Origin of the sequence: Pseudomonas sp. Pseusp3, from assembly GCF_047304225.1 — a bacterium.
Classification (GTDB): domain Bacteria; phylum Pseudomonadota; class Gammaproteobacteria; order Pseudomonadales; family Pseudomonadaceae; genus Aquipseudomonas; species Aquipseudomonas fluorescens_CD.
The window spans coordinates 1-19,835 of sequence record NZ_JBGLYV010000102.1 but is presented as its reverse complement, the minus strand read 5'-3'; the positions used below and the strand labels follow the sequence as shown (position 1 = coordinate 19,835).

The 19,835-nt window shown below is 61.2% G+C and carries 17 protein-coding genes; 8 read left to right on the top strand and 9 right to left on the bottom strand.

The window, feature by feature from the left end:
- Positions 1 to 151: 151 nt before the first annotated feature.
- Entirely contained in the window at positions 152 to 931 is a 780-nt protein-coding gene (locus tag ACCD00_RS25345) for an ABC transporter substrate-binding protein (RefSeq protein WP_413428052.1), read from the bottom strand.
- Between the two features lie 330 nt (positions 932 to 1,261).
- On the opposite strand from ACCD00_RS25345, the gene ACCD00_RS25340 reads away from it, so the two are divergent.
- Complete coding sequence (locus ACCD00_RS25340; RefSeq protein ID WP_413428051.1) at positions 1,262 to 1,903, top strand: type 1 glutamine amidotransferase; 642 nt, start codon at positions 1,262 to 1,264, stop codon at positions 1,901 to 1,903.
- Positions 1,904 to 1,920: 17 nt separating this feature from the next.
- Here ACCD00_RS25340 and ACCD00_RS25335 read toward each other — a convergent pair whose 3' ends face one another.
- A complete protein-coding gene (locus ACCD00_RS25335) occupies positions 1,921 to 2,355 on the bottom strand; it encodes a rhodanese-like domain-containing protein (RefSeq protein ID WP_413428050.1) in 435 nt (144 codons plus the stop codon).
- Between the two features lie 101 nt (positions 2,356 to 2,456).
- Here ACCD00_RS25335 and ftrA point away from each other — a divergent pair, with 101 nt between their 5' ends.
- A complete protein-coding gene (gene ftrA, locus ACCD00_RS25330; RefSeq protein WP_413428049.1) occupies positions 2,457 to 3,431 on the top strand; it encodes a transcriptional regulator FtrA in 975 nt (324 codons plus the stop codon).
- A 108-nt stretch (positions 3,432 to 3,539) separates the two neighbouring features.
- Here the strand turns inward: ftrA and cobF are convergent, their stop codons facing one another.
- Both cobF and ACCD00_RS25320 read right to left on the bottom strand, forming a co-directional pair.
- Entirely contained in the window at positions 3,540 to 4,295 is a 756-nt protein-coding gene (cobF, locus tag ACCD00_RS25325; RefSeq protein ID WP_413428054.1) for a precorrin-6A synthase (deacetylating), read from the bottom strand.
- Positions 4,295 to 4,867 (bottom strand): histidine phosphatase family protein, encoded by a 573-nt coding sequence (locus tag ACCD00_RS25320; protein WP_413428048.1) that lies wholly within the window; start codon positions 4,865 to 4,867, stop codon positions 4,295 to 4,297. The genes cobF and ACCD00_RS25320 overlap by 1 nt, the downstream gene beginning before the upstream one ends.
- Positions 4,868 to 5,432: 565 nt before the next feature.
- Between ACCD00_RS25320 and ACCD00_RS25315 the strand changes: the two genes are divergently transcribed.
- The 3 genes from ACCD00_RS25315 (at position 5,433) to ACCD00_RS25305 (ending at position 8,551) form a co-directional block, all read left to right on the top strand.
- On the top strand, positions 5,433 to 6,449 hold the full coding sequence (locus ACCD00_RS25315; RefSeq protein ID WP_413428047.1) for an arginine N-succinyltransferase: 1,017 nt from the start codon (positions 5,433 to 5,435) through the stop codon (positions 6,447 to 6,449).
- A gap of 55 nt (positions 6,450 to 6,504) precedes the next feature.
- Positions 6,505 to 7,539, top strand: coding sequence for an arginine N-succinyltransferase (astA, locus tag ACCD00_RS25310; RefSeq protein WP_413428046.1), 1,035 nt, complete (start codon positions 6,505 to 6,507; stop codon positions 7,537 to 7,539).
- A gap of 142 nt (positions 7,540 to 7,681) precedes the next feature.
- A complete protein-coding gene (locus ACCD00_RS25305) occupies positions 7,682 to 8,551 on the top strand; it encodes an isocitrate lyase/PEP mutase family protein (RefSeq protein ID WP_413428045.1) in 870 nt (289 codons plus the stop codon).
- 212 nt (positions 8,552 to 8,763) lie between these two features.
- Here ACCD00_RS25305 and ACCD00_RS25300 read toward each other — a convergent pair whose 3' ends face one another.
- Positions 8,764 to 9,837, bottom strand: a complete 1,074-nt coding sequence (locus ACCD00_RS25300; RefSeq protein WP_413428044.1) for a diguanylate cyclase — start codon at positions 9,835 to 9,837, stop codon at positions 8,764 to 8,766.
- 199 nt (positions 9,838 to 10,036) lie between these two features.
- Here ACCD00_RS25300 and ACCD00_RS25295 point away from each other — a divergent pair, with 199 nt between their 5' ends.
- From ACCD00_RS25295 to ACCD00_RS25285, 3 genes are all read left to right on the top strand, one after another.
- Positions 10,037 to 11,491 carry a flavin-containing monooxygenase gene (locus ACCD00_RS25295; RefSeq protein ID WP_413428043.1) on the top strand — a complete coding sequence of 485 codons (1,455 nt, stop codon included), beginning with the start codon at positions 10,037 to 10,039 and terminating at the stop codon, positions 11,489 to 11,491.
- Between the two features lie 22 nt (positions 11,492 to 11,513).
- On the top strand, positions 11,514 to 12,470 hold the full coding sequence (locus ACCD00_RS25290) for an alpha/beta fold hydrolase (RefSeq protein ID WP_413428053.1): 957 nt from the start codon (positions 11,514 to 11,516) through the stop codon (positions 12,468 to 12,470).
- Between the two features lie 373 nt (positions 12,471 to 12,843).
- On the top strand, positions 12,844 to 14,250 hold the full coding sequence (locus tag ACCD00_RS25285; protein WP_413428042.1) for a VOC family protein: 1,407 nt from the start codon (positions 12,844 to 12,846) through the stop codon (positions 14,248 to 14,250).
- A 366-nt stretch (positions 14,251 to 14,616) separates the two neighbouring features.
- Here the strand turns inward: ACCD00_RS25285 and ACCD00_RS25280 are convergent, their stop codons facing one another.
- From ACCD00_RS25280 to ACCD00_RS25265, 4 genes are all read right to left on the bottom strand, one after another.
- Complete coding sequence (locus ACCD00_RS25280; protein ID WP_413428041.1) at positions 14,617 to 15,195, bottom strand: hypothetical protein; 579 nt, start codon at positions 15,193 to 15,195, stop codon at positions 14,617 to 14,619.
- A 130-nt stretch (positions 15,196 to 15,325) separates the two neighbouring features.
- Positions 15,326 to 16,399: a lipocalin-like domain-containing protein gene (locus tag ACCD00_RS25275; protein ID WP_413428040.1), complete on the bottom strand. Its 1,074-nt coding sequence runs from the start codon at positions 16,397 to 16,399 to the stop codon at positions 15,326 to 15,328.
- Entirely contained in the window at positions 16,389 to 18,860 is a 2,472-nt protein-coding gene (locus ACCD00_RS25270; RefSeq protein ID WP_413428039.1) for an ABC transporter permease, read from the bottom strand. Before ACCD00_RS25270 ends, ACCD00_RS25275 begins: the two co-directional genes overlap by 11 nt.
- Position 18,861: 1 nt before the next feature.
- A complete protein-coding gene (locus tag ACCD00_RS25265; RefSeq protein ID WP_413428038.1) occupies positions 18,862 to 19,530 on the bottom strand; it encodes an ABC transporter ATP-binding protein in 669 nt (222 codons plus the stop codon).
- Positions 19,531 to 19,835 lie beyond the last annotated feature (305 nt).

The window sequence follows — 19,835 nt, the reverse complement described above, 5'->3', positions numbered from 1 at the left end:
CGCGAAGGCGTCGTGTCAGGCAACATCGATGTTGAATGTACCGACGCCTTCGCGAGCAAGCCCGCTCCCACAGGTTTCTCGTTTCAATAGAAAGAAAGCACAAAAAAAATGGCAACCGCGCCAACGGTTGCCATTTTTTCAACCCGCTCGCTTACTCGCCGTAAACGTCAAACTTGAAGTACTTGTCCTGCACTTGCTTGTACTTGCCGTTGGCGCGGATGTCGGTGATGGCTTTGTTGAATTGCTCGGCCAGGGCGGTATCGCCCTTGCGCACGGCAATGCCGGCGCCGCCACCGAAGTATTTCGGATCGTTGTACTCAGGGCCGACGAAGGCAAAACCTTTACCGGCGTCGGTTTTCAGGAAACCGTCGTCCAGGTTGACCGAGTCGGCCAGCAGCGCGTCAATGCGGCCGGAGACCATGTCCAGGTTGGCTTCCTGCTGGGAGCCGTAGCGCACCAGGTCGATGCCGGCGGGTACCAGCACTTCCGTGGCGAAGCGGTCGTGGGTACTGGCGCGCAGCACACCGACTTTCTTGCCCTTGAGTTCGGTCAGCGGGTCCTTGATGCTGGAACCTTCCTTCATCACGAAGCGTGCCGGGGTGTGGTAGTACTTGATGGTGAAATCGACGTTCTTCTTGCGGTCGTCAGTGATGGTCATGGACGACAGGATGGCGTCGATTTTCTTGACCTTGAGCGCAGGGATCAGTCCGTCGAACTCTTGCTCGACCCAGGTGCACTTCACTTTCATCTGCTCGCACAGGGCGTCGCCGATGTCCACGTCGAAACCGGTGAGTTTGCCGTCAGGGGTTTTCATCGAGAATGGCGGGTAGCCGGCTTCGATACCGATGCGGATCGGCTTGGCGTCTTCAGCCACGGCGGTCAGGGACAACATCGACAGTGCCAGGGCACCGAACATCACTAGCTTCTTCATTTATAACTCCTGTGCGCGGAGGCTTTTATTGGCAGCTTCGATTGGCAGCGTTCGGTCATCGCTTTGTGGGCGGGAACCGAAGTGGCCGGCAGTCTAGAGCGGCTACAGGAGGGTAAATTACGCCGAGGCGACAAATATTTACAGAAAAGTGGCACCAAGACGGAGGTATTGAGGTTAAGCCTCAATGACAGTGAAATGTCTGTCAGACATATCGCGTTTTCAGCCCGGACCCTGAGGTTTTTCGGCCTATTCCAATGAAATGAACCGACTGGCGATACCCGATGTTTTACGGCACATTGAGCCCCCTTGCGTCCCATCGAGAGTAGCGCGATGCCCACGTTGAACCTGATCCAGCACCACCCCGCCGAAGGTCCGGGTGCCATTGCCTTTTGGGCCGAGTCCCGGGGGCTGACGCTGAAGGTGTTTCGCGCCGACCTCGGTGAGTTGCCGGCCGTCAGCGCCGATCCGGTGATCCTGTTGGGCGGGCCTTACGAATCCAATGCCGGTCCGGCCTGGCTGGAGGCCGAACGGCAATGGCTCAAAGGCAGTCTGGATCTGGGTGGGGCCGTGTTCGCCATATGCCTGGGGGCTCAGTTGCTGGCATTGAGTCTGGGCGGCAATGTACGGCGGATGGAGCACAGCGAAACCGGATGGACCACGGTGAGATTTATCGATGGGCAAACGCTGAAGGTACTGGAGTGGCACGAAGACGCCATCGACCTGCCGCCTGCCGCGCAACTGCTGGCCAGCAGCGAACACTGTGTGCAACAGATGTACCGCGCCGGGCCAACGCTGCTGGGGTTGCAGTTTCATCCAGAGTGGAACGCCGAGTCGGTGGCCATGCTCAATGCGCATTTTGGCGATGAGTCGCCGTTGCCCCGAGGGCCGCAGGACGCTGCTGCCTACGCCGATGTGTTGGCGTGGTTGCAGGTAACTCTGGATGAGTGGTGGGCGGCCTCCAAGTCACACTGATCAATGGCGTTTGAAGATCAGCATTCGCAACCGATCGCAGCATTCGCCGGCCGTGGCACCTCGACACTCAACTCAAACCCTTCATCCAGCCATCCGGTCACGCCGCCGATCATCTCCTTGACCGGATAACCCAGGGCCGCCAGTTTCACTGCTGCCTTGTTGGCACCGTTGCAATGAGGCCCGGCGCAATAGACCACAAACAGGCTGTTTTTCGGATAAGCCGCCAAGCCTTCGGCGCTCAGCAAGCGCCCGGGAATGTTGATCGCTCCCGGCACATGTCCGCGTTCGAACGCCAGTGGGCCACGAACATCCACCAGAACGAAATCGACTTCACCGCCCTGCTGGCTGGCGTGGACGTCGGAACAATCGGTTTCGAACGTCAGACGGTTGCTGAAGTGCATCAGGGCGATGGCCGATGGGGCGGCGGGAATTTCGCGAACCAGGCTGGTCATGGGCTGTACTCCAAAGTAGCGGTGGGTGTGGGAAGACTTTATCCGCCAGTCACTTGCGGCTACAGTGGCGCACAAGACACTCACCGGGAACTTTCCGCCAAATGCACCCCACCCCTGGAATGGTCGCGATTCTGGCCTACGACGGCCTCTGCACGTTCGAGTTCGGCATTGCCGTGGAGATCTTCGGCCTGCCCCGACCTGAATTCGATTTTCCGTGGTACGAGCATCGTATCGTCGCTGTCGATCAGGGCCCGATGCGTGCCATGGGTGGCATCCAGGTACTGGCCGATGGCGGCATGGAATTGCTCGCCGATGCCCGCACCATCATCATTCCCGGCTGGCGCGACCGTAGCGCCGCGGTGCCTGCGCAGTTGATCGCCGCCCTGCGCCAGGCCCATGCGCGGGGGGCGCGGTTGCTGTCGATCTGCTCCGGTGTTTTCGTCCTCGCCGCCACCGGGTTGCTCGACGGGCGCGGCGCGACCACGCACTGGCGCTACACCTCGGAACTGGCCGAGCGGTTTCCCGGCATCCTGGTGGACCCGGACGTGCTGTATGTCGATTCCGGCCAATTGATCACTTCCGCCGGCAGCGCGGCGGGCATCGATGCCTGCCTGCATCTGGTGGCACGGGATTTCGGCACGCAGGTGGCCAATTCCGTGGCCCGGCGCCTGGTCATGTCGCCGCAACGCAGCGGTGGCCAGGCACAATTCATTCCGACGCCTGTCAGCCCCACACCGCGCAGCGATCTTTCCCGCGTCATGCAATGGGCACGTGAGCGTTTGCACGAACCGCTGGAGGTGCGCGACCTGGCCAGCGAAGCTGCAATGAGCGAACGCACGTTCCTGCGCCGCTTCAGCGAAGCCAGTGGGCAGTCGCCGAAAACCTGGTTGCAGCATGAACGTTTGGGCCGAGCCCGCGAACTGCTGGAAAGCAGCGACCAGAACACCGAGCAGATTGCCGAGCGTTGTGGTTATCGCTCGGTGGAAAGCTTCCGGGTGGCGTTTCGCACGGTGGTCGGCGTGCCGCCGTCGGTGTATCGGGAGCGGTTTGGGCGTGGGGGTAATGCTGCTTCTTGAGGTGTTCTCGAGGACCTCTTCGCGAGCAAGCCCGCTCCCACAGGGAAATGCATTTCAAATGTGGGAGCGGGCTTGCTCGCGAAGACGTCGGTCTGGCTACCACAAACCTCAGGGTTTTCGCAGCAGATAGGTATCCATGATCCAGCCATTGGCCAGCCGCGCGGCCTTGCGCACCCGTTCGATTTCATCCGCCACATCCTTGAGCTTGCCACTGATCAGGATTTCATCTGGCGTCCCCAGGTACGCCCCCCAGTAAATCTCGGTGTCCTGATCCACCACCTGACGGTAAGCATCCTGAGCATCGAGCATCACCACCAGGCTGTCGGCATCGCTCACCTGCCCTGCCGCCAGGCGCCGGCCCGTGGTGATTTCAACGGAGCGACCAATCTGGTTGAGCGGCACCTTGTGCTGCGCCGCCAACGCCTGGACGCTGGTAATGCCGGGGACCACCTCGAACTCGAATGCGCTGGCACCTGAAGCCTTGATCGCCTGCAGGATGCGAATGGTGCTGTCGTACAACGCCGGGTCGCCCCACACCAGAAAACCACCACACTGGCCGTCGGACACTTCTTCATTGATCAGCCGTTCGAAGGTCTGCTGCCTGGCCAGGTTCAAGTCGTCGACACTGGTCTTGTAGTCCACCTCACCGCGCTCGCGCTCAGGGCTGTGGGCTTCGACAAAACGGTAATCGTGGTCGGTGATGTAGCGTTCGCAGATTTCGCGCCGCAGATCGATGAGTTTGTCCTTGCTCTGGCCCTTGTCCATGAGAAAAAAAACATCGACCCGATTCAGCGCCTTCACCGCTTGCATCGTGATGTAGTCGGGATTGCCGGCACCGATGCCGATGACCAGGAGTTTTTTCATCATGGCAGCTCCTCGGCATCAGTGCCCGGCAAGCGCAGGCGCCAGCGACCATGAAACCTCAACTCGAGCGCCGACAGGGGCTCGACGTCGATCAGGCTGGACGATCCACCCTGCAACACCTGCGTCAGCGCGGCGCGGATGACAAAGGGATGTGTAATGGCAACGATGTGCCCTGGCGTCGACTGCAACGCTGTCAACCAGGCGCCCACTCGCTCGCCCAGTTGCACCAGCGACTCGCCACCGTGGGGTGCTGAAGCGGGATCCCCCAGCCAATGCTGGAGCGCCTCCGGGTCGTTTTTTTGCAGGTCGCCGATGCGCTCACCGCCCCAGCGCCCGAAATCGCAGTCCTTCAACGCATCGACAATCTGCGGCGCACTGCCGAACAGTTCAGCGGTTTGCCGGGTGCGCAATTCCGGGCCGCAGACAAGACGCGCGGCGCCCTTGAACTGATTGCAACGGGAAAGCCTGAACGCGTGCCAATCCATCTCCAGAGGCTCGTCCAATGGAAAGCGCGCCAATTTCTGGGCGACGGTTCGAGCGTGACAAATCAGGGTTAAACGGGTTGCCTGCACCGGCAATCACTCCATGGATGGAAAGGAACGACGGCGTCAGGTGAGCGCCATTGCGCAATTGTGCCGCAAGAAAGCACGCCTTGGGGGGGTGTTTAATATTCCTGCATGAAACGGATTCGTTCAGTCAAATCCTGCCAGGTTTTCTGTGATGGCTGACTGCAATAGAGGCAATCACCTACAAGACTTTACGAGATCGCTGTAGTCCCTTGGTATAGGCACTTCGCCGCTTTTTCGGGCACGGCCAGACCCTGCGAAAATTAACTAGACAGGCAGTGCGCGATAATTAAATACTCCTTTCAACGGACTGTTAAAACATGAGCCACACTCATCCAGCAGGAGCCCGGATGCCCTTTCTCGAACCCCCGATCAACGCGCCTGGCCAGGTATCGCATCCGGCCGAAGCGCCCGATCCTTGTTTAACTCGGTCCCTCTCAAGAACATCTGACAAGAATAACAGTGGCGCCTGACTACGTTCAGACGACCATCGATTTGATGTGTGGAAAAACCGACAGTGATAGTCAGGTTCGGCTCAAACCGCCGAATCGTTTGATACAGGAGTGTCTCCATGCTGGTCTTGCGTCCAGTCGAGTTGGCCGACCTGCCCCAGTTGCAGAAGCTGGCTCGTGAAAGCCTCGTAGGCGTCACATCCCTGCCCGACGATAGCGAACGATTACGCGGAAAAATCCTTGATTCCTGTGCCTCGTTCGAGAAGGACATCGAGGGTCATGGCCCGGAAAACTATTTCTTCGTGCTCGAAGACCTGACCACGCAACACCTGGTCGGCTGCTCGGAAATCCTCGCCACGGCCGGGTACAACGAGCCGTTCTACAGCCTGCGCAACCGACACTTCACCAGTGCCTCCAGGGAACTGAACATTGAGCACGGCGTACCGGCCCTGTCGTTGTGTCACGACCTCAGTGGCCACACCTTGTTGCGGGGTTTCCATATCGATGCCGCGCGGGTACGCACCGCGCACTCCGAGCTGCTGTCGCGGGCGCGCCTGTTGTTCATCGCCGCCCACGCCCGGCGTTTTTCCGAAACGGTGATCACCGAGATCGTGGGCTACAGCAGTGATGAAGGCCACTCGCCATTTTGGGATGCCGTAGGCAAGCATTTCTTCGACTTGCCCTACGTCGAGGCCGAACGGCTTTGCGGCCTGCAGAGCCGCACGTTTCTCGCCGAACTGATGCCACACTATCCGATTTACGTGCCAATGCTGCCCCAGGCGGCACAGGACTGCATCGGCAGCATCCATCCCGATGGCCAGGAAGCCTTCGATATCCTCGAACGTGAAGGTTTCGAAACCAACAGCTACATCGATCTGTTCGATGGAGGCCCCACGCTGTTTGCGCGCACGTCGGGTATTCGTTCCATCGCCCACAGCCAGCGCGGCGTCACGCTGCCTGGGCCGGTGATCGATGCTCGTGGCCGCTTTCTGGTGAGCAACGAATCCTTGAAGGACTATCGGGCCATCGTCGCCGATCTTGATTACACCGCCGGGCAACCCGTGACACTGGATGCGGCCATGTGTGAGGCGCTGAAGGTGACCGAGGGCAGCCCGATCAGGCTGATCGCCCTGTGAATACCCGCCAGGGTCAACGCCAACGCCCGAGCACACGCGAACAAGGAACAGCCGCATGATTGTCCGTCCGGTCCAGATCACCGACCTGCCCGCCGTACTCATACTGGTGCGTCAGGCGGCTCCGGGGCTGACCAGCCTGCCGGCCGACGAAGAACGCTTGGCCCATCGGATCCGCTGGGCCCAACGTACTTTCGCCGGGCAGGTCGATCGGGCCGATGCCGATTATCTGTTCGTGCTCGAGGACGACGAGCAGCAAGTGGTGGGCGTCAGCGCCCTGAAAGGTGGGGTCGGCCTGCGCGAGCCCTGGTACAACTACCGGGTCGGACTGACGGTCAGTACTTCACCGGACCTGGGTATCCAGCGCCAGATCCCGACCCTGTTCCTGAGCAATGAATTGACTGGGCAATCGGAAGTCTGCTCGTTGTACCTGCGCCCCGATCAGCGCCAGGGAAGCAACGGTCGCTTGCTGTCGCTCGGGCGTTTGTTGTTTGTGGCCGAATTTACCCAGCTGTTTGGCGACCGGCTCATCGCCGAATTACGCGGAAGTGCCGACGAACGAGGTGGCTCACCGTTTTGGGACAGCCTCGGCCGGCACTTTTTCAAGATGGATTTCAGTCATGCCGACCACTTGTCCGGGCTGGGCAACAAATCGTTCATCGCCGAACTGATGCCACGCCAGCCGCTGTACACCTGCCTGCTCACCGAACAGGCCCAGGCGGTGATCGGCAAGGCCCACCCGAATACCGCGCCGGCCCTGAAAATCCTCAGCGCCGAAGGCTTTGCCCATAAGGGCCACATCGATATCTTCGACGGCGGACCGGTCATTGAAGCCCCGGTTTCCGCGATCCGCACCGTGCGCGACAGCCAACCGCTGTCTCTGGTCATCGGCTCGCCAGACGATAAAGCGCCGATCTGGCTGATTCACAATCGCCGCCTGGAAAACTGTCGCATTACCTGCGCCACGGCCCTACAGGCGGGCAACAGCCTGGTGGTTGATCGCCTGACCGCCAAGCGCTTGCAACTGCAACCCGGTGACTCGGTGCGCGCCGTGCCGTTGCTTGACCAACGGCAACAGACCGTGGCGGCGTGACTCATCAGGTTCATCGTTGCAACGTCAATCTGCCGAACCCGGCAAATTCGTCATCATTCTCCCCCTACGCGCGTGATAGCCTTTTATTTCTTCGGCGTTGACACTTTTGCTCAAGCCCTTCCATTCCATTGGTGGAACTCATATGTCCAGGCTTTCCCATCAAGATTTGCGCCGCAATTTTCGCCAACTGCTCGCCTCCGACACCTGCTACCACACAGCCTCGGTTTTCGACCCGATGTCGGCCCGTATCGCCGCCGACCTGGGCTTCGAAGTCGGGATCCTCGGTGGTTCGGTTGCCTCGTTGCAAGTGCTGGGCGCCCCTGACTTTGCCCTGATCACCCTCAGCGAGTTCGCAGAACAGGCCACCCGTATCGGCCGCGTCGCCCAGTTGCCGGTGATTGCCGACGCCGACCACGGCTACGGCAACGCGCTCAACGTCATGCGCACCATCGTCGAACTCGAGCGTGCCGGCGTCGCCGCGCTGACCATCGAAGACACCCTGCTGCCCGCGCAGTTCGGCCGCAAATCCACCGACCTGATCACGGTCGCCGAAGGCGTCGGCAAGATCCGTGCGGCACTGGAAGCCCGCTGCGATAAGGAAATGGCGATCATCGCCCGTACCCACGCGGGGATCCTGCCGGTTCAGGAAATCATCAGCCGCACACGCCAATACCAGCGCGCCGGGGCCGACGGCATCTGCATGGTGGGTGTAAAGGACTTCGACCATCTGGAGCAGATCGCCGAGCACCTGAGCGTGCCGCTGATGCTGGTGACCTACGGCAACCCGCTGCTACGCGATGACAAGCGCCTGGCCGAACTGGGTGTGCGCGTAACCATCGACGGCCATGGCGCGTACTTCGCCGCGATCAAGGCGACCTACGACAGCCTGCGCGAGCAACGCCAGATCCTCACCCAGACATCGGACCTGAGCGCGACCGAGCTGACGCACACCTACACGCAACCGGAGGAATACATCCGCTACGCGGAGGAGTTCATGAGCGTGAAGGAATGACGCTTTAAACCGACACGCCGCCTTCGTCGGATCGCCGCCCGGAGCAAGCCCGCTCCCACAGTGGGCTTGCGGTGAGCAGATCATTTGCGTCCACCCGCGATCATTTGTGGGAGCGGGCTTGCTCGCGAAGAGGCCATCACAGCCAACACCCACGCTGCCTGACACACCGCCTTCGCGGGCAAGCCCGCTCCCACAGGTTTTGCGGTGAGCGGTCACGCCGAGTCGAGCAGTTCGCGATAGGGTTTCCCGTCACCGCAACAGATCACCCGGTTACGCCCGGTGGTCTTGGCTTCGTATAGCGCATGATCGGCGTCGTTGAGCCAAAGCGTCGCGTCGCAATGGGCCGGGTTGAATGACGCCAGGCCAATGCTCAGGCTGACTTTCAGCGCCGGGCTCTGCTCGTACCCCAAGGTGGCGAAGCGATCACGCAGGGCATCCATGACGGCGGCGGCGCGGTTCAGGGGCAGGTCCGGAAGGATCACGCAGAACTCGTCACCGCCGTAGCGCCCTGCCACATCGGTCGCCCGCAGGTTCTGCTTGAGCATTTTGCTCAATTGGCGCAAGACGATATCGCCGGCAACATGGCCGCAGGTGTCGTTGATGGCCTTGAAATGGTCGATGTCGATCAGGGCAATCGCCCCGCCTTTTTGCTGGTGTTTGCAACGCTGGAACTCGACTTCCAGCTGGTCCTTCCAGGCGCCATGGTTCAGCAGGCCGGTCAAGCTGTCGGTGCGGCTCAGTGCCAGCAGCTCACGTTTTTGACGGCCAAGGGTATGGGCCTGACGAAAGCAGATCCAGCCCAGCGCCAGCGGATACAGGCACAGCAACGGCAAACAGGCATAGAGCTGCACCGGGCTGGTGGCAGGAATGAACGCCGGGGCGAAAATCTGCAGGCCGACACAGATGCCCAGTACTTGCGCGGCCGTCCCGGCCAGCAGGAAGCGCAAGCCGCCGATGGCCACGTTGTTCATGGCCATCATGGAAATGGTGGTCGCGCTGGGCAGTGGATTGAATTGCATCGCGGCAATCCAGAAGCCACCGAGAAAGGCATCGATCAGCAGGTTGCGGTGTTCGGCATGATAGGGCGTCCTGGCCCGGCGCGCCCATTGGTATGCCAGGTGCGGCCAGACCATGCCATTGAACCACATGAAACCCCAGACCCAAGGCGCTGGATCGAGTGGATACATCGCCGCGCTCACGCACACCAATCCCAGGGCCAACCCCAGGATTCGCGATGTATAGAGCCTCCTGGCTAATGAAACCCCCCTTCCTCCCGTTTTTGCCATAGGGCCTCTGTACCACTCGACGGAATGCGATAACAGCCTGTGCCTCTGCTCTGGAGTCTATCAGGGTGAGATTAAATAGCCATCACCGGCTTGCGGGCTGAATATCGCTGCATCACGCTCGCATAAAAGCAAAAGCCTCGTCTCCAGAAACGGCTATACATGAAAGAAGGGATTGATCAATGACCATAAGAGGAGGCCCATGCAGACCTTTCAAGTATTGATCATCGGCAGCGGTTTTGGTGGCCAATGTGCCGCAATCAATTTGCTCAAGGCCGGCATCGACGATTTCCGCCTGCTGGAGCGACGGGACTTCTTCGGTGGCACCTGGTGCCAGAACACCTACCCCGGCGCGGCAGTCGACGTGCCCTCGCCGCTGTACTCCTTGTCTTTCGCCCCGTATCAATGGACGCAAATGTTCGCCGGACAGGCCGAACTGCATCGCTACACCCGCCATGTGGTGGAACACTTCGGCCTGCGGGACAAAGTGGAACTGGACGCCAATGTCGTGCGCATCGAATGGGACGAGGCCAACAGGCGCTGGACGGTGTTCACCGCGGGCAAAGGCACGTTTTGCGCGCAGTTCCTGATCAACGCGACCGGGCCGCTGAGTCAACCGGTGGTGCCGCACTTCGACGGACAGGAGCGCTTTCGGGGCAAGACTTTCCACACCAACAACTGGGATCACACCTGCGACTACCGGCAAAAACGCGTGGCCATCGTCGGCAGCGGTGCCAGTGCGGCCCAGGTCATTCCAGCGATTGCCCCGGACGTCGGGCACTTGCATGTATTCCAGCGCACGCCTCACTGGGTACTGCCTCGGGCTGACCGCAGCTTCGGCCGCTTGCAGCGCTGGCTGCTGGGGCTCAAGCCCGCCTACAAGCTGCTGCGCTGGGGAATCTACTGGCAATTCGAAACCCGGGTGATCGCCTTCAAGTATTCGAAGCCGGCGGTGCACATGGTCCAGCGCCAGGCCCTGCGCTTTCTCAAACGCCAGGTACCGGACGCCGAACTGCGGCGCAAACTGACGCCGGACTACACCATCGGCTGCAAACGGGTGATCCTGTCCAGCACGCTGTACCCGGCACTGGCCCGCCGCAACGTGACGCTGCACAGCCGCGAGCAAGGCATCGCGTCCATCGACGAAACAGGCATCGTTAGCCTCGATGGCCACCACATCGACCTGGACCTGATCGTCTGGTCCACCGGCTACGACGCCACCGACGGGGTGATTTCCTACCCGGTAACGGGCAAAAACGGTACCCGTCTGCAAGAGGTCTGGGCGCAATACCCGCGGGCCTACCTCGGCACCGCCCTGCCCGACTTCCCCAATCTGTTCATCGTCACCGGGCCGAACACCGGCATCGGCCACACCTCGGCGCTGTTCATCATCGAATCCCAGATGAACTACATCCTCGATTGCATTCGCACCTTGAAGACTCGAGGTTTACGCAGCATCGAAGTTCGCCATGAGGCGGAACGTACCTACACTGAAATGATCCACCGGGAAATGGAACGTACCGTGTGGAAGTCCGGTGGTTGCCACAGTTGGTACCAAAGCAAGAGCGGTCATGTGATTGCCATGTTTCCGGGGTTCAGCTTCAGTTTTCATCGCTTGACCCGAGCGCTGAAACCCGCCGATCACATTTTGTCCTGAGCAGATAGAAGGGAGACGCATGATGCTTTTGTTATTCGTCGTTCTCGCAGTTTTCGTCGCCTGGAGCTGGCTGACCTACCCGGCCATCGGCTACTGGCTCTACGACTTGAACATGGCGGCCGAGGCCAAGCTGTACCGGTTGCACAAAATCGTCGTGCCCATCCCCGAGATGACCGTCTCGACCTGGCAAGGCGGGCCATACGAAGCCACCAGCAATGTGCTGATGCTCCATGGCTTCAGCGCCGACAAGAACCTCTGGCTGCGTTTCGCCCGGCACTTTGTCGGCAGCCATCGGGTGATCATCCCGGACATCGCCGGCCATGGCGAAACCGGATTCAAGGCCGGCGGCGGCTACGACATCCCGCTGCAGGCCAAGCGCATGATCCAGCTGCTGGACGTGTGCGGGGTCGAGAAAGTGCATGTCATCGGCAACTCCATGGGCGGCTACATGGCCGCGTGGCTCGCGGCCAACTACCCGGAGCGCATTGTGTCCTTGGCCCTGATCGACCCGGCCGGCGTCACCTCGCCCGAGCCCAGTGACCTCGAGCGGCATCTGGCCAAGGGCCACAACCCGTTTCTGATTCATTCGCGGGAAGAATTCCGGCGTTTCTACGCCATGACCATGGCTTCGCCACCCTGGGTACCGAAGCTGGTGCTCGATGCCGTCGCCCAGCGTTATGAACAGTCCCGCGAGGAGCTGGAAGAAATCTTCCGGGAGTTCCGTGCCAGCCCGCCGATGGAACCGCACCTGTCCGACATCAGCGCCCCGGCGCTGTTGCTGTGGGGGCGCAAGGACCGGCTGATCGATGTCAGCAGCGTAGCGGTCTGGAGCAAGGGCATCGTCGACTTGCGCGTGCATATCTGGGACGCCATCGGGCACATGCCCATGGTGGAAGCCCCCACCGGTTCGGCGCGTCTGTATCGCGAGTTTTTGGCATCGCTGCGCTCGGAGAGCCCACAGGATCAACGACAGCATTAGGGGGCGTTCTCAATTAGTTTCCCCACCGCGCCGGGTCTGCTGTTGTGCAGGGCAAGGCGCGAGAAGCGCAGTTTGGTCATTCCAAATCAGCTTCGAGCAACACAGCCCTGCACAACAGCAGGCCCGGCCCTTCGGGTTGTGCCTTAAAGCTGGCCATGCTGCGTTGCAGGCCTTGGAAAGGGAACAACCATTCCCAGCGGCCTACGCCTTGCCTGGCCAGCTTTAAGGCGACAACGCGGTGGGGAAACTAATTGAGAACGCCCCCTTGCAGTCCTTTGCAGAATGAAGTTCGTCAGAAACTTCGTTTGTCGGCGTCGCTGAAGGCTGCGATCTTTCGTCCATCCTTTACGTCACCGCGCCAGGAATCCTGTTCATGAATCACCCGAACTTCGTCAGCCCTGACCTGATCCGCCAACGCTTCTCCAAAGCGATGTCCGACATGTACCGCGAGGAAGTGCCGTTGTACGGCGCGTTGATGGAACTGGTGGAACAGACCAACCGTCACGCGCTGGAAAGCGACCCGCAACTCCTGCAGCAGCTCACGAGTACCGGCGAAATCGAGCGCCTGGACCTGGAGCGACATGGGGCGATCCGTGTCGGTACGGCCGATGAACTGGCGACCCTCGCCCGCCTGTTCGCGGTGATGGGCATGCAACCGGTGGGTTACTACGACCTGACACCGGCCGGCGTGCCGGTACATTCCACGGCGTTTCGCGCGGTGCACGAAGCGTCGTTGCAGGTCAGCCCGTTCCGGGTGTTCACCTCGCTTCTGCGCCTGGAATTGATCGAAGACCTGGAACTGCGTGCGTTTGCCCAGTCGATGCTCGACAAGCGCTCGATCTTCACCCCCACGGCCCTCACGCTCATCGAGCGTGCCGAAACCCGGGGTGGCCTGACCGAACAGGAAGCCCTGGAGTTCGTCGAACAGGCCCTGGAAACCTTTCGCTGGCACCACAGCGCCACTGTCACCGCCGAGCAGTATCAAAAGCTCAGCGCCCAGCATCGGCTGATCGCCGACGTGGTGGCGTTCAAGGGACCGCACATCAATCACCTGACACCACGGACCCTGGACATTGACATCGTCCAGGCGCAAATGCCGGTCCATGGCATCACCCCCAAAGCGGTGATCGAAGGCCCGCCCCGCCGCCAGTGCCCGATCCTGCTGCGCCAGACCAGTTTCAAGGCCCTCGACGAACCGATTGCCTTCACCGATCAAAACGAGGCTCGCGGCAGTCACAGCGCCCGCTTCGGCGAGATCGAACAGCGCGGTGCCGCCCTCACGCCCAAGGGCCGCGCACTGTACGACCGCTTGCTCAATGCCGCACGGGACGAACTCAAGGACTTCCCCAGCGAAGCCAACGCCGCGCGCTACAACGCCCTGATGGCGCAGCATTTCAACGAGTTCCCCGACACCTGGGAAGGCATGCGCCAACAGGACCTGGCTTACTTCCGCTACTTCGTGACGGAAAAAGGCCTGGCGGCAGGCGACCTGAAAAACGCCGCCCTGGAAGACCTGCTCAGCGGCGGTTACCTGCGGGTTGAACCGCTGGTGTACGAAGATTTCCTGCCGGTCAGCGCGGCGGGGATTTTCCAGTCAAACCTGGGGGACGCGGCGCAGGCCCGCTACGGTGTGCACTCCAATCAGCAGGCGTTCGAAAAGGCCCTGGGCCGGCCGACGATCGATGAACTGGGGCTGTATGCCCAGAGCCAGCAGCGTTCGATCGAACAGTGTTTCGCCGCGTTGGCCGATGTTGTTCAAGTCAATAAAAAACAGGACTGAACGACATTTCACAACTGTGTAAAAACAGGACTCGGCAAAAAAAACGGGCGACCTGCAGGACGCCCGTTTTTTTATATCCGAAACTTTCAATACAGCATACAAAGGGTTCGCCCAGTGCACTGGCCTCGGCAATCCATGCACTGGTAAAGAGCCCTGCACTGGGCGAACGGAAAGCATTTTAGTAGAAGTAGCTAAATATGTCCGTGTGCTGAACATGAAATTTATCGACACCATATTTAATTAGATGTCGATTTAAATCCAATCCAGCACAGAACAACGAACTCACCAGTTCGACCAATAGAGTTGATTATTCCTATACAAAACCCGCACAAAAACAATCAACCCGTTTAGAGCCAATATTCAATTTCAGTGCTTGCTGGTCACCGTCAATATATCGGTGTAAACCACGTTCACGCTTTGCCCGACTTTCAGGTCCTTGAGTTTGGCCTGAACTTCAGGTCGCTTGACGTCAACCGTCTTGGACTTGCCTTCCGGGTTTTCGAAGGTCACCTGGTTTTTCTTCAGGTCAATATGGGTGATTTTCAGCTGCACTTTCACCTGACGGTAAGCTTCGCCGCCGGGGTTGGCGCTACCGGGTGCTGCGCGCACTTCGCCACTGGCTTCGGCGGTGCCTGGCAGGCCTTTGTCGACGTCAGTGTCGAGGTAGGCTGCAACGGCGCTGGTGACCTTGATATCGACGGTATCGCCGACCTTGAGGTTTTTGAGGTTTTTCGCCTTTTCGGTCAATTGCACCGGGAACTCATTACCCTGCGGGCCTTTAAGGACCACGGAATGGTTCGCGGTATCTACGGAAACGACTTTGGTGGAAACCTTATCAACCACCACGACTTCGGACAACGGGATATCGGCGGCTACCGCGGCAAAACTGGCGGTCGACAGCAAAGTAGCGAGGGTGATGGCTTTGGTCAGTACGTGGCGTTTCATAGGCAGAACGTTCCCTGTGATAGATGGCAACAGACGACGTTGAAACAGGCTCAACGCCATGTGTGCGATGAGCATAGACGCTGTTTAGCGAGTGGTCGCGGCGGGCCGCTGACTTTCGTGGCGCAGGGTACTAATACCCGGTCATTTCCAGATATCCGTTCCCGGCGTGGCTGCCACTGAGACGTACCGGGCCTTCCCAGTAAGGAATGCGCAAATCCATCCAGGCCTGGGGATTGAGCGCGGTGATGGCGATATCAAGGTGTCTGGCGGGGATCTTGATCAACCAGCGCACGGGCATTTCGCGCCCGGCCACGCGGGCGGTGTCTTGTGGCGTCAGGCTGATGTCGCTGGCGTGGAGCAATTGTGTCTGGCCCCGGGCGTCGATCCAGGTGCCGGTGAGGTAAGGCGCGCCATCCTTTTGCCGCATGCGATACAGCATCACCTGCTCGCCGCTGTCCAGGTGCAGGGAGAACCAGTCCCAGCCGCTCTGGTTGGCCGTCAGGGGCTGGCTGCTCCATTCGCGGTCGAGCCAGGCCGGGCCGCTGACCTGATAGGTTTGGCCATCGATGTCCAGGGTGCCGCTGGCTTGGAAAAACGGCTGGCTGTAGTAATAGGAGGCTTGGCCCTGTTCGGATTTCTGGCTGAAGCCCTGGTCCCCCTGAAGCACCAGCGGACCTGTCGAGGTCAACCGCAAGCGGTAGCTGAAACGCTGGTCGCGAGCGCTGAGCAGCAGGTCGGCCAACGGATTGTCGGCAGTCGCCTGACTGCGCAATTGCCAGTCGTCGATCCATGCATTGAACGGCGCGACGCTGACACCGGCCTGGCCGACGCCGCCACGGGCATAACGCTCAGCCGCGTGATGCGCCGTCGCCGACGTCACCGCCGCGTGACCGAGCCAGATTGTTTGATTCTGCCAACCTGTCAGTTCGGGGGCGGCTTTCAAGGCACTGCGGAACAACGTCCATTGTGCGCCGAACTCATGCCCCTGATCGTCCTTGAGGTTGGCCGTGATGTACCACCATTCGATGCGAAAGCCGTCGTGCGGGCCGTGATCCGCCGGGAAGCTGAACACCCGACCGGGCACCACCGGGGTGAACGCAGCAGCCTGGTTGCCCAGCCCGGCAAAACCCTTTTCTGCCGGTGCCGGTTGATCGCAACCGCTCGCCAGCAGCGCCAGGAGCAACACGCCGAGCTTAATCTTCATGGGCAAACGTCCGCAGCAGATCCGCTGGTTGCGTGCGGTACAAACGGTACAACGGCCAGGCCGAGGCCAGTAACGTCGCCACCAGCGCCAGCCCCATCAACTGCAGCAGTTGCCATGGAAACACCCGCAGCGGCAGGCGCCAGCCAAAGGCCTGCACGTTGATCACCGTGTCCAGGCACCACGCCAGGGCGATGCCCAACGGCAACGCCAGCACCAGGGTCAGCAGCGCCAGCAACCAGGTCTGCCCGAGGTTGAGCAACATCAGATGCCGACGTGTCACGCCCAGCGCCCACAGCGGCGCCAGTTGCCCGAGACGACTCTGGCTTTGAGTCAACAGACTGATGAACAACGCCACCCCGGCCACACACAGCGTCAGGCTGTTGAGCGCGGCGGTGGCGGCGAAGGTGCGTTCGAAGACTTGCGTGGACCAGCCCTTGAGCCGCGCCTGATCGACGATACGGCTGTCGTCCAGGGTAAAACGCGCCTGCAACGCCGTGACGAACGCCGGGATCGACGCCGGATCGATGCGCAGGTTGAAGCGGTTCGGAGTCAGTTGCGGCCAGCCGCGCAACAGGTGGCCGATATTCACCAGAATGTGGCCCTTGGGATTGCCATAGTCGGCGTAGATCCCGACGACCCGTGGCGACCACGAGCCCAGGGGCGTCGGCAGCGTCAGGTGATCGCCCAGTCGCACGTGCAGGCGCCGGGCCAGTTGTTCGCTGAGCATCACCGCATCGTCCTTGGCCAGTCGCTCCCAAGGGTCATCGCCCAAGGCTTCGAGCAGTGGCCAGTGCTGGCGATAGGTCAGGTGGTCGATGATCCCGGACAGGTCCGTCGGCCAACCCTGCAACTGGATCGACACCTGCCAGTTGGGCAGCACCGCCGCCAGTTGCGGCTGCTGGTTGAGCCAGCTGTGCAGCTCCCGGGCCTGGGCCGGGTTCTGTGGGTTGAGGTAAAGCTCGGCCGTCAGCCGTTGTTCGAGCCAGTCGCTGAAGGTCTGGCGAAACCCGGCAGTCATGCTGCCGGCCCCGATATTCGCCGCCATGGCCAACAGCAGTGCCATCAATGCCAGGCTCAGCGCCGGTAATTGCTGGCGGCAATCGGCGACAAACCATTGGCCAAGCACCGAGCGACTGCGCTGCGAGCCGAAATTGAGCAGCGAACTGAGCACCACCGGCAGTGCCAGTGCGGCGCCGATCAACAGCGCCGCCATCAAGACGAAGCCACTGACCAGGCTGTCGCCGAAGATCAGCGCCAGCAGCGCAATCACCCCGGCCATTGCCGCCACCGCGCCCTGGCGCAGCAACCAGCGGGCATGGGCCTGATGCCAGGCCTGCGGGTCGGCCAGCGCCAACAAGGGCAAACGCGCTGCCCGCAGCAGACTGTTGACCCCGGCCAGCATCGCGCCGATCAAGCTCAGGCCGATACCGCTGAACCACCATGCCAGGCTGAGGCTCAACTGCCCCGCCACTTCGGCACCGTACAAGCCGCGCAGGCTGGCGGCGACATCCGGCAACAGCATGCCGGCCAGCAGGTAGCCGCTGACCACCCCGGCCACACCGCCGATCAGGGCCAATCCGCCCAGTTCGACGGTGAGGCAAGCGATCAGCATCCGCGCACTCACACCGCAGGCACGCAAGGTCCGGAGCAAGCTTCGCCGCTGCTCCAGTGCCAACCCGATGGCCGCGTGCACGATGAACAGACCGACCACGAACGACAGTACCCCCAGGGCATCGAGGTTCAGGTGAAAGCTTTCGGTGAGGCGCGTCAGGTTGTTTTCTTCACCGGCGCTCTTGAGTTGCAACTGTCCCTTGAACGCTTCCGGCAGCGGCGCGGTGAAACCCTTCGGTAACAGCAGTCGCGACAGTTGATCCGGCAACCCCAGAATCTGCTGGGCAAAACCGATGTCCATCAGCAGCACACCAGGCGCCATATCGGCCTGCACATGCAGCGGCGGCAGTGCCGCGCCAGCCAGGTTCAAGGGCCGGTCACCTTCGCGCAAACCCAGTGCCTGCAAAGTCTGTGACGAGATCCAGGTACTGCCCGGCGGGCTGAAAAAGCCGACAACCTGCTCAATCGCCAAGGCCTGCCCGGCCACCGCCGCGCCGGCCGGCAGCGACACCGGCTCGATGCCCATCAGCTGCAAGCGCTGTTCTTCGTGCCCCTTGAGGGTGACCCGCCCTTGCAGCACCGGTGACACGGGCCACCCCGCCTGGCGCAGATCGATAAACCATTGCTGAGGGAAGGAGCCGCCACCGGGCGCACCGAGGCTGGCCTGAGGTTCGCCGCCGATCAACTGACTGGCGCGGGCATAGCTGTCGCGGGCCTGGCTGTTGAGTGCCTGGACGCCGGTCAACAGACTGGTGGCCAGCCACAACCCGGTCAGCACACTGAAAAACTGCACCGGGTGCTGCCGCCAGTGGCTGAGTAGTGCGCGCAGGGTTTCGCCAAAGATGCGCATGTCAGCGCTCGCCCGCACTGGCCAGGCGACCACCGCACAGCAAGGCTTTTTCCGCCAGCCGCGCCGCCACGCCGGGACTGTGGGTGACCATCAACAGGCTGGTGGGGCTGTCGTCGAGCAATTCCAGAAGCAACTGCAACACCTCGGCGCCGGTGGTTTCATCGAGGCTGCCGGTGGGCTCGTCGGCCAGCAGCAATGGCGGGCGTGACGCCAGCGCCCGGCCCAGTGCGACCCGTTGCTGCTGACCGCCGGACAGTTGCTCCGGGTAGCGTCGCAGCAACTCGCCCAAGCCCAGGCGTCGCACCAAGTGCGCTTGCCAGCGTGGATCATGGCGCCCCGCCAGACGCGCCTGAATCGCCAGGTTGTCTTCGACCCGCAGGCTGCCGATCAGGTTGAATTGCTGGAACACCAGGCCGATTTCCGTACGGCGCCAGTTCGCCAGTTGCCCTTCATTCATCTGCTCCAGACGATGCTCGCCACTGCGGATGCTGCCGCGATCGACCTTGTCCAGCCCGGCGATCAAGTGCAGCAAGGTGCTTTTGCCACTGCCCGACTCGCCCATCAGCGCCAGGCTGCTGCCGGGCCTGAGCGTCAGGTCGACGCCTTGCAGCACCGGCAGCGGCCCTTGCGGTGTGGCGTAGCTTTTGAAAACGCCGTGGACTTCAAGCATGGGGCAACCTGTTGGATATGCTTGGCCCAAGGATAGCGGCCCGCAATGGTATTTGTCCGGTGACGCTCATCGCCCCGCTCGGCCCCAAGTAACCAAGGGCTCTTGCCCCTGACGTTCGGCCTCTCGAGGGGGCAAGAAGATCAAAAGCAAAAGCCAAACCAAGGCGGCCTGACAGCCGACCTGATCGCAACTGAACGCGTTCCCTCTGTAGGAGCGAGCTTGCTCGCTAAAAACGCCAGGACACCGCAGGCATTCAGGCAGCCCGCGTCATCGTTGACGTCCATCGCGAGCTAGCTCGCTCCTAC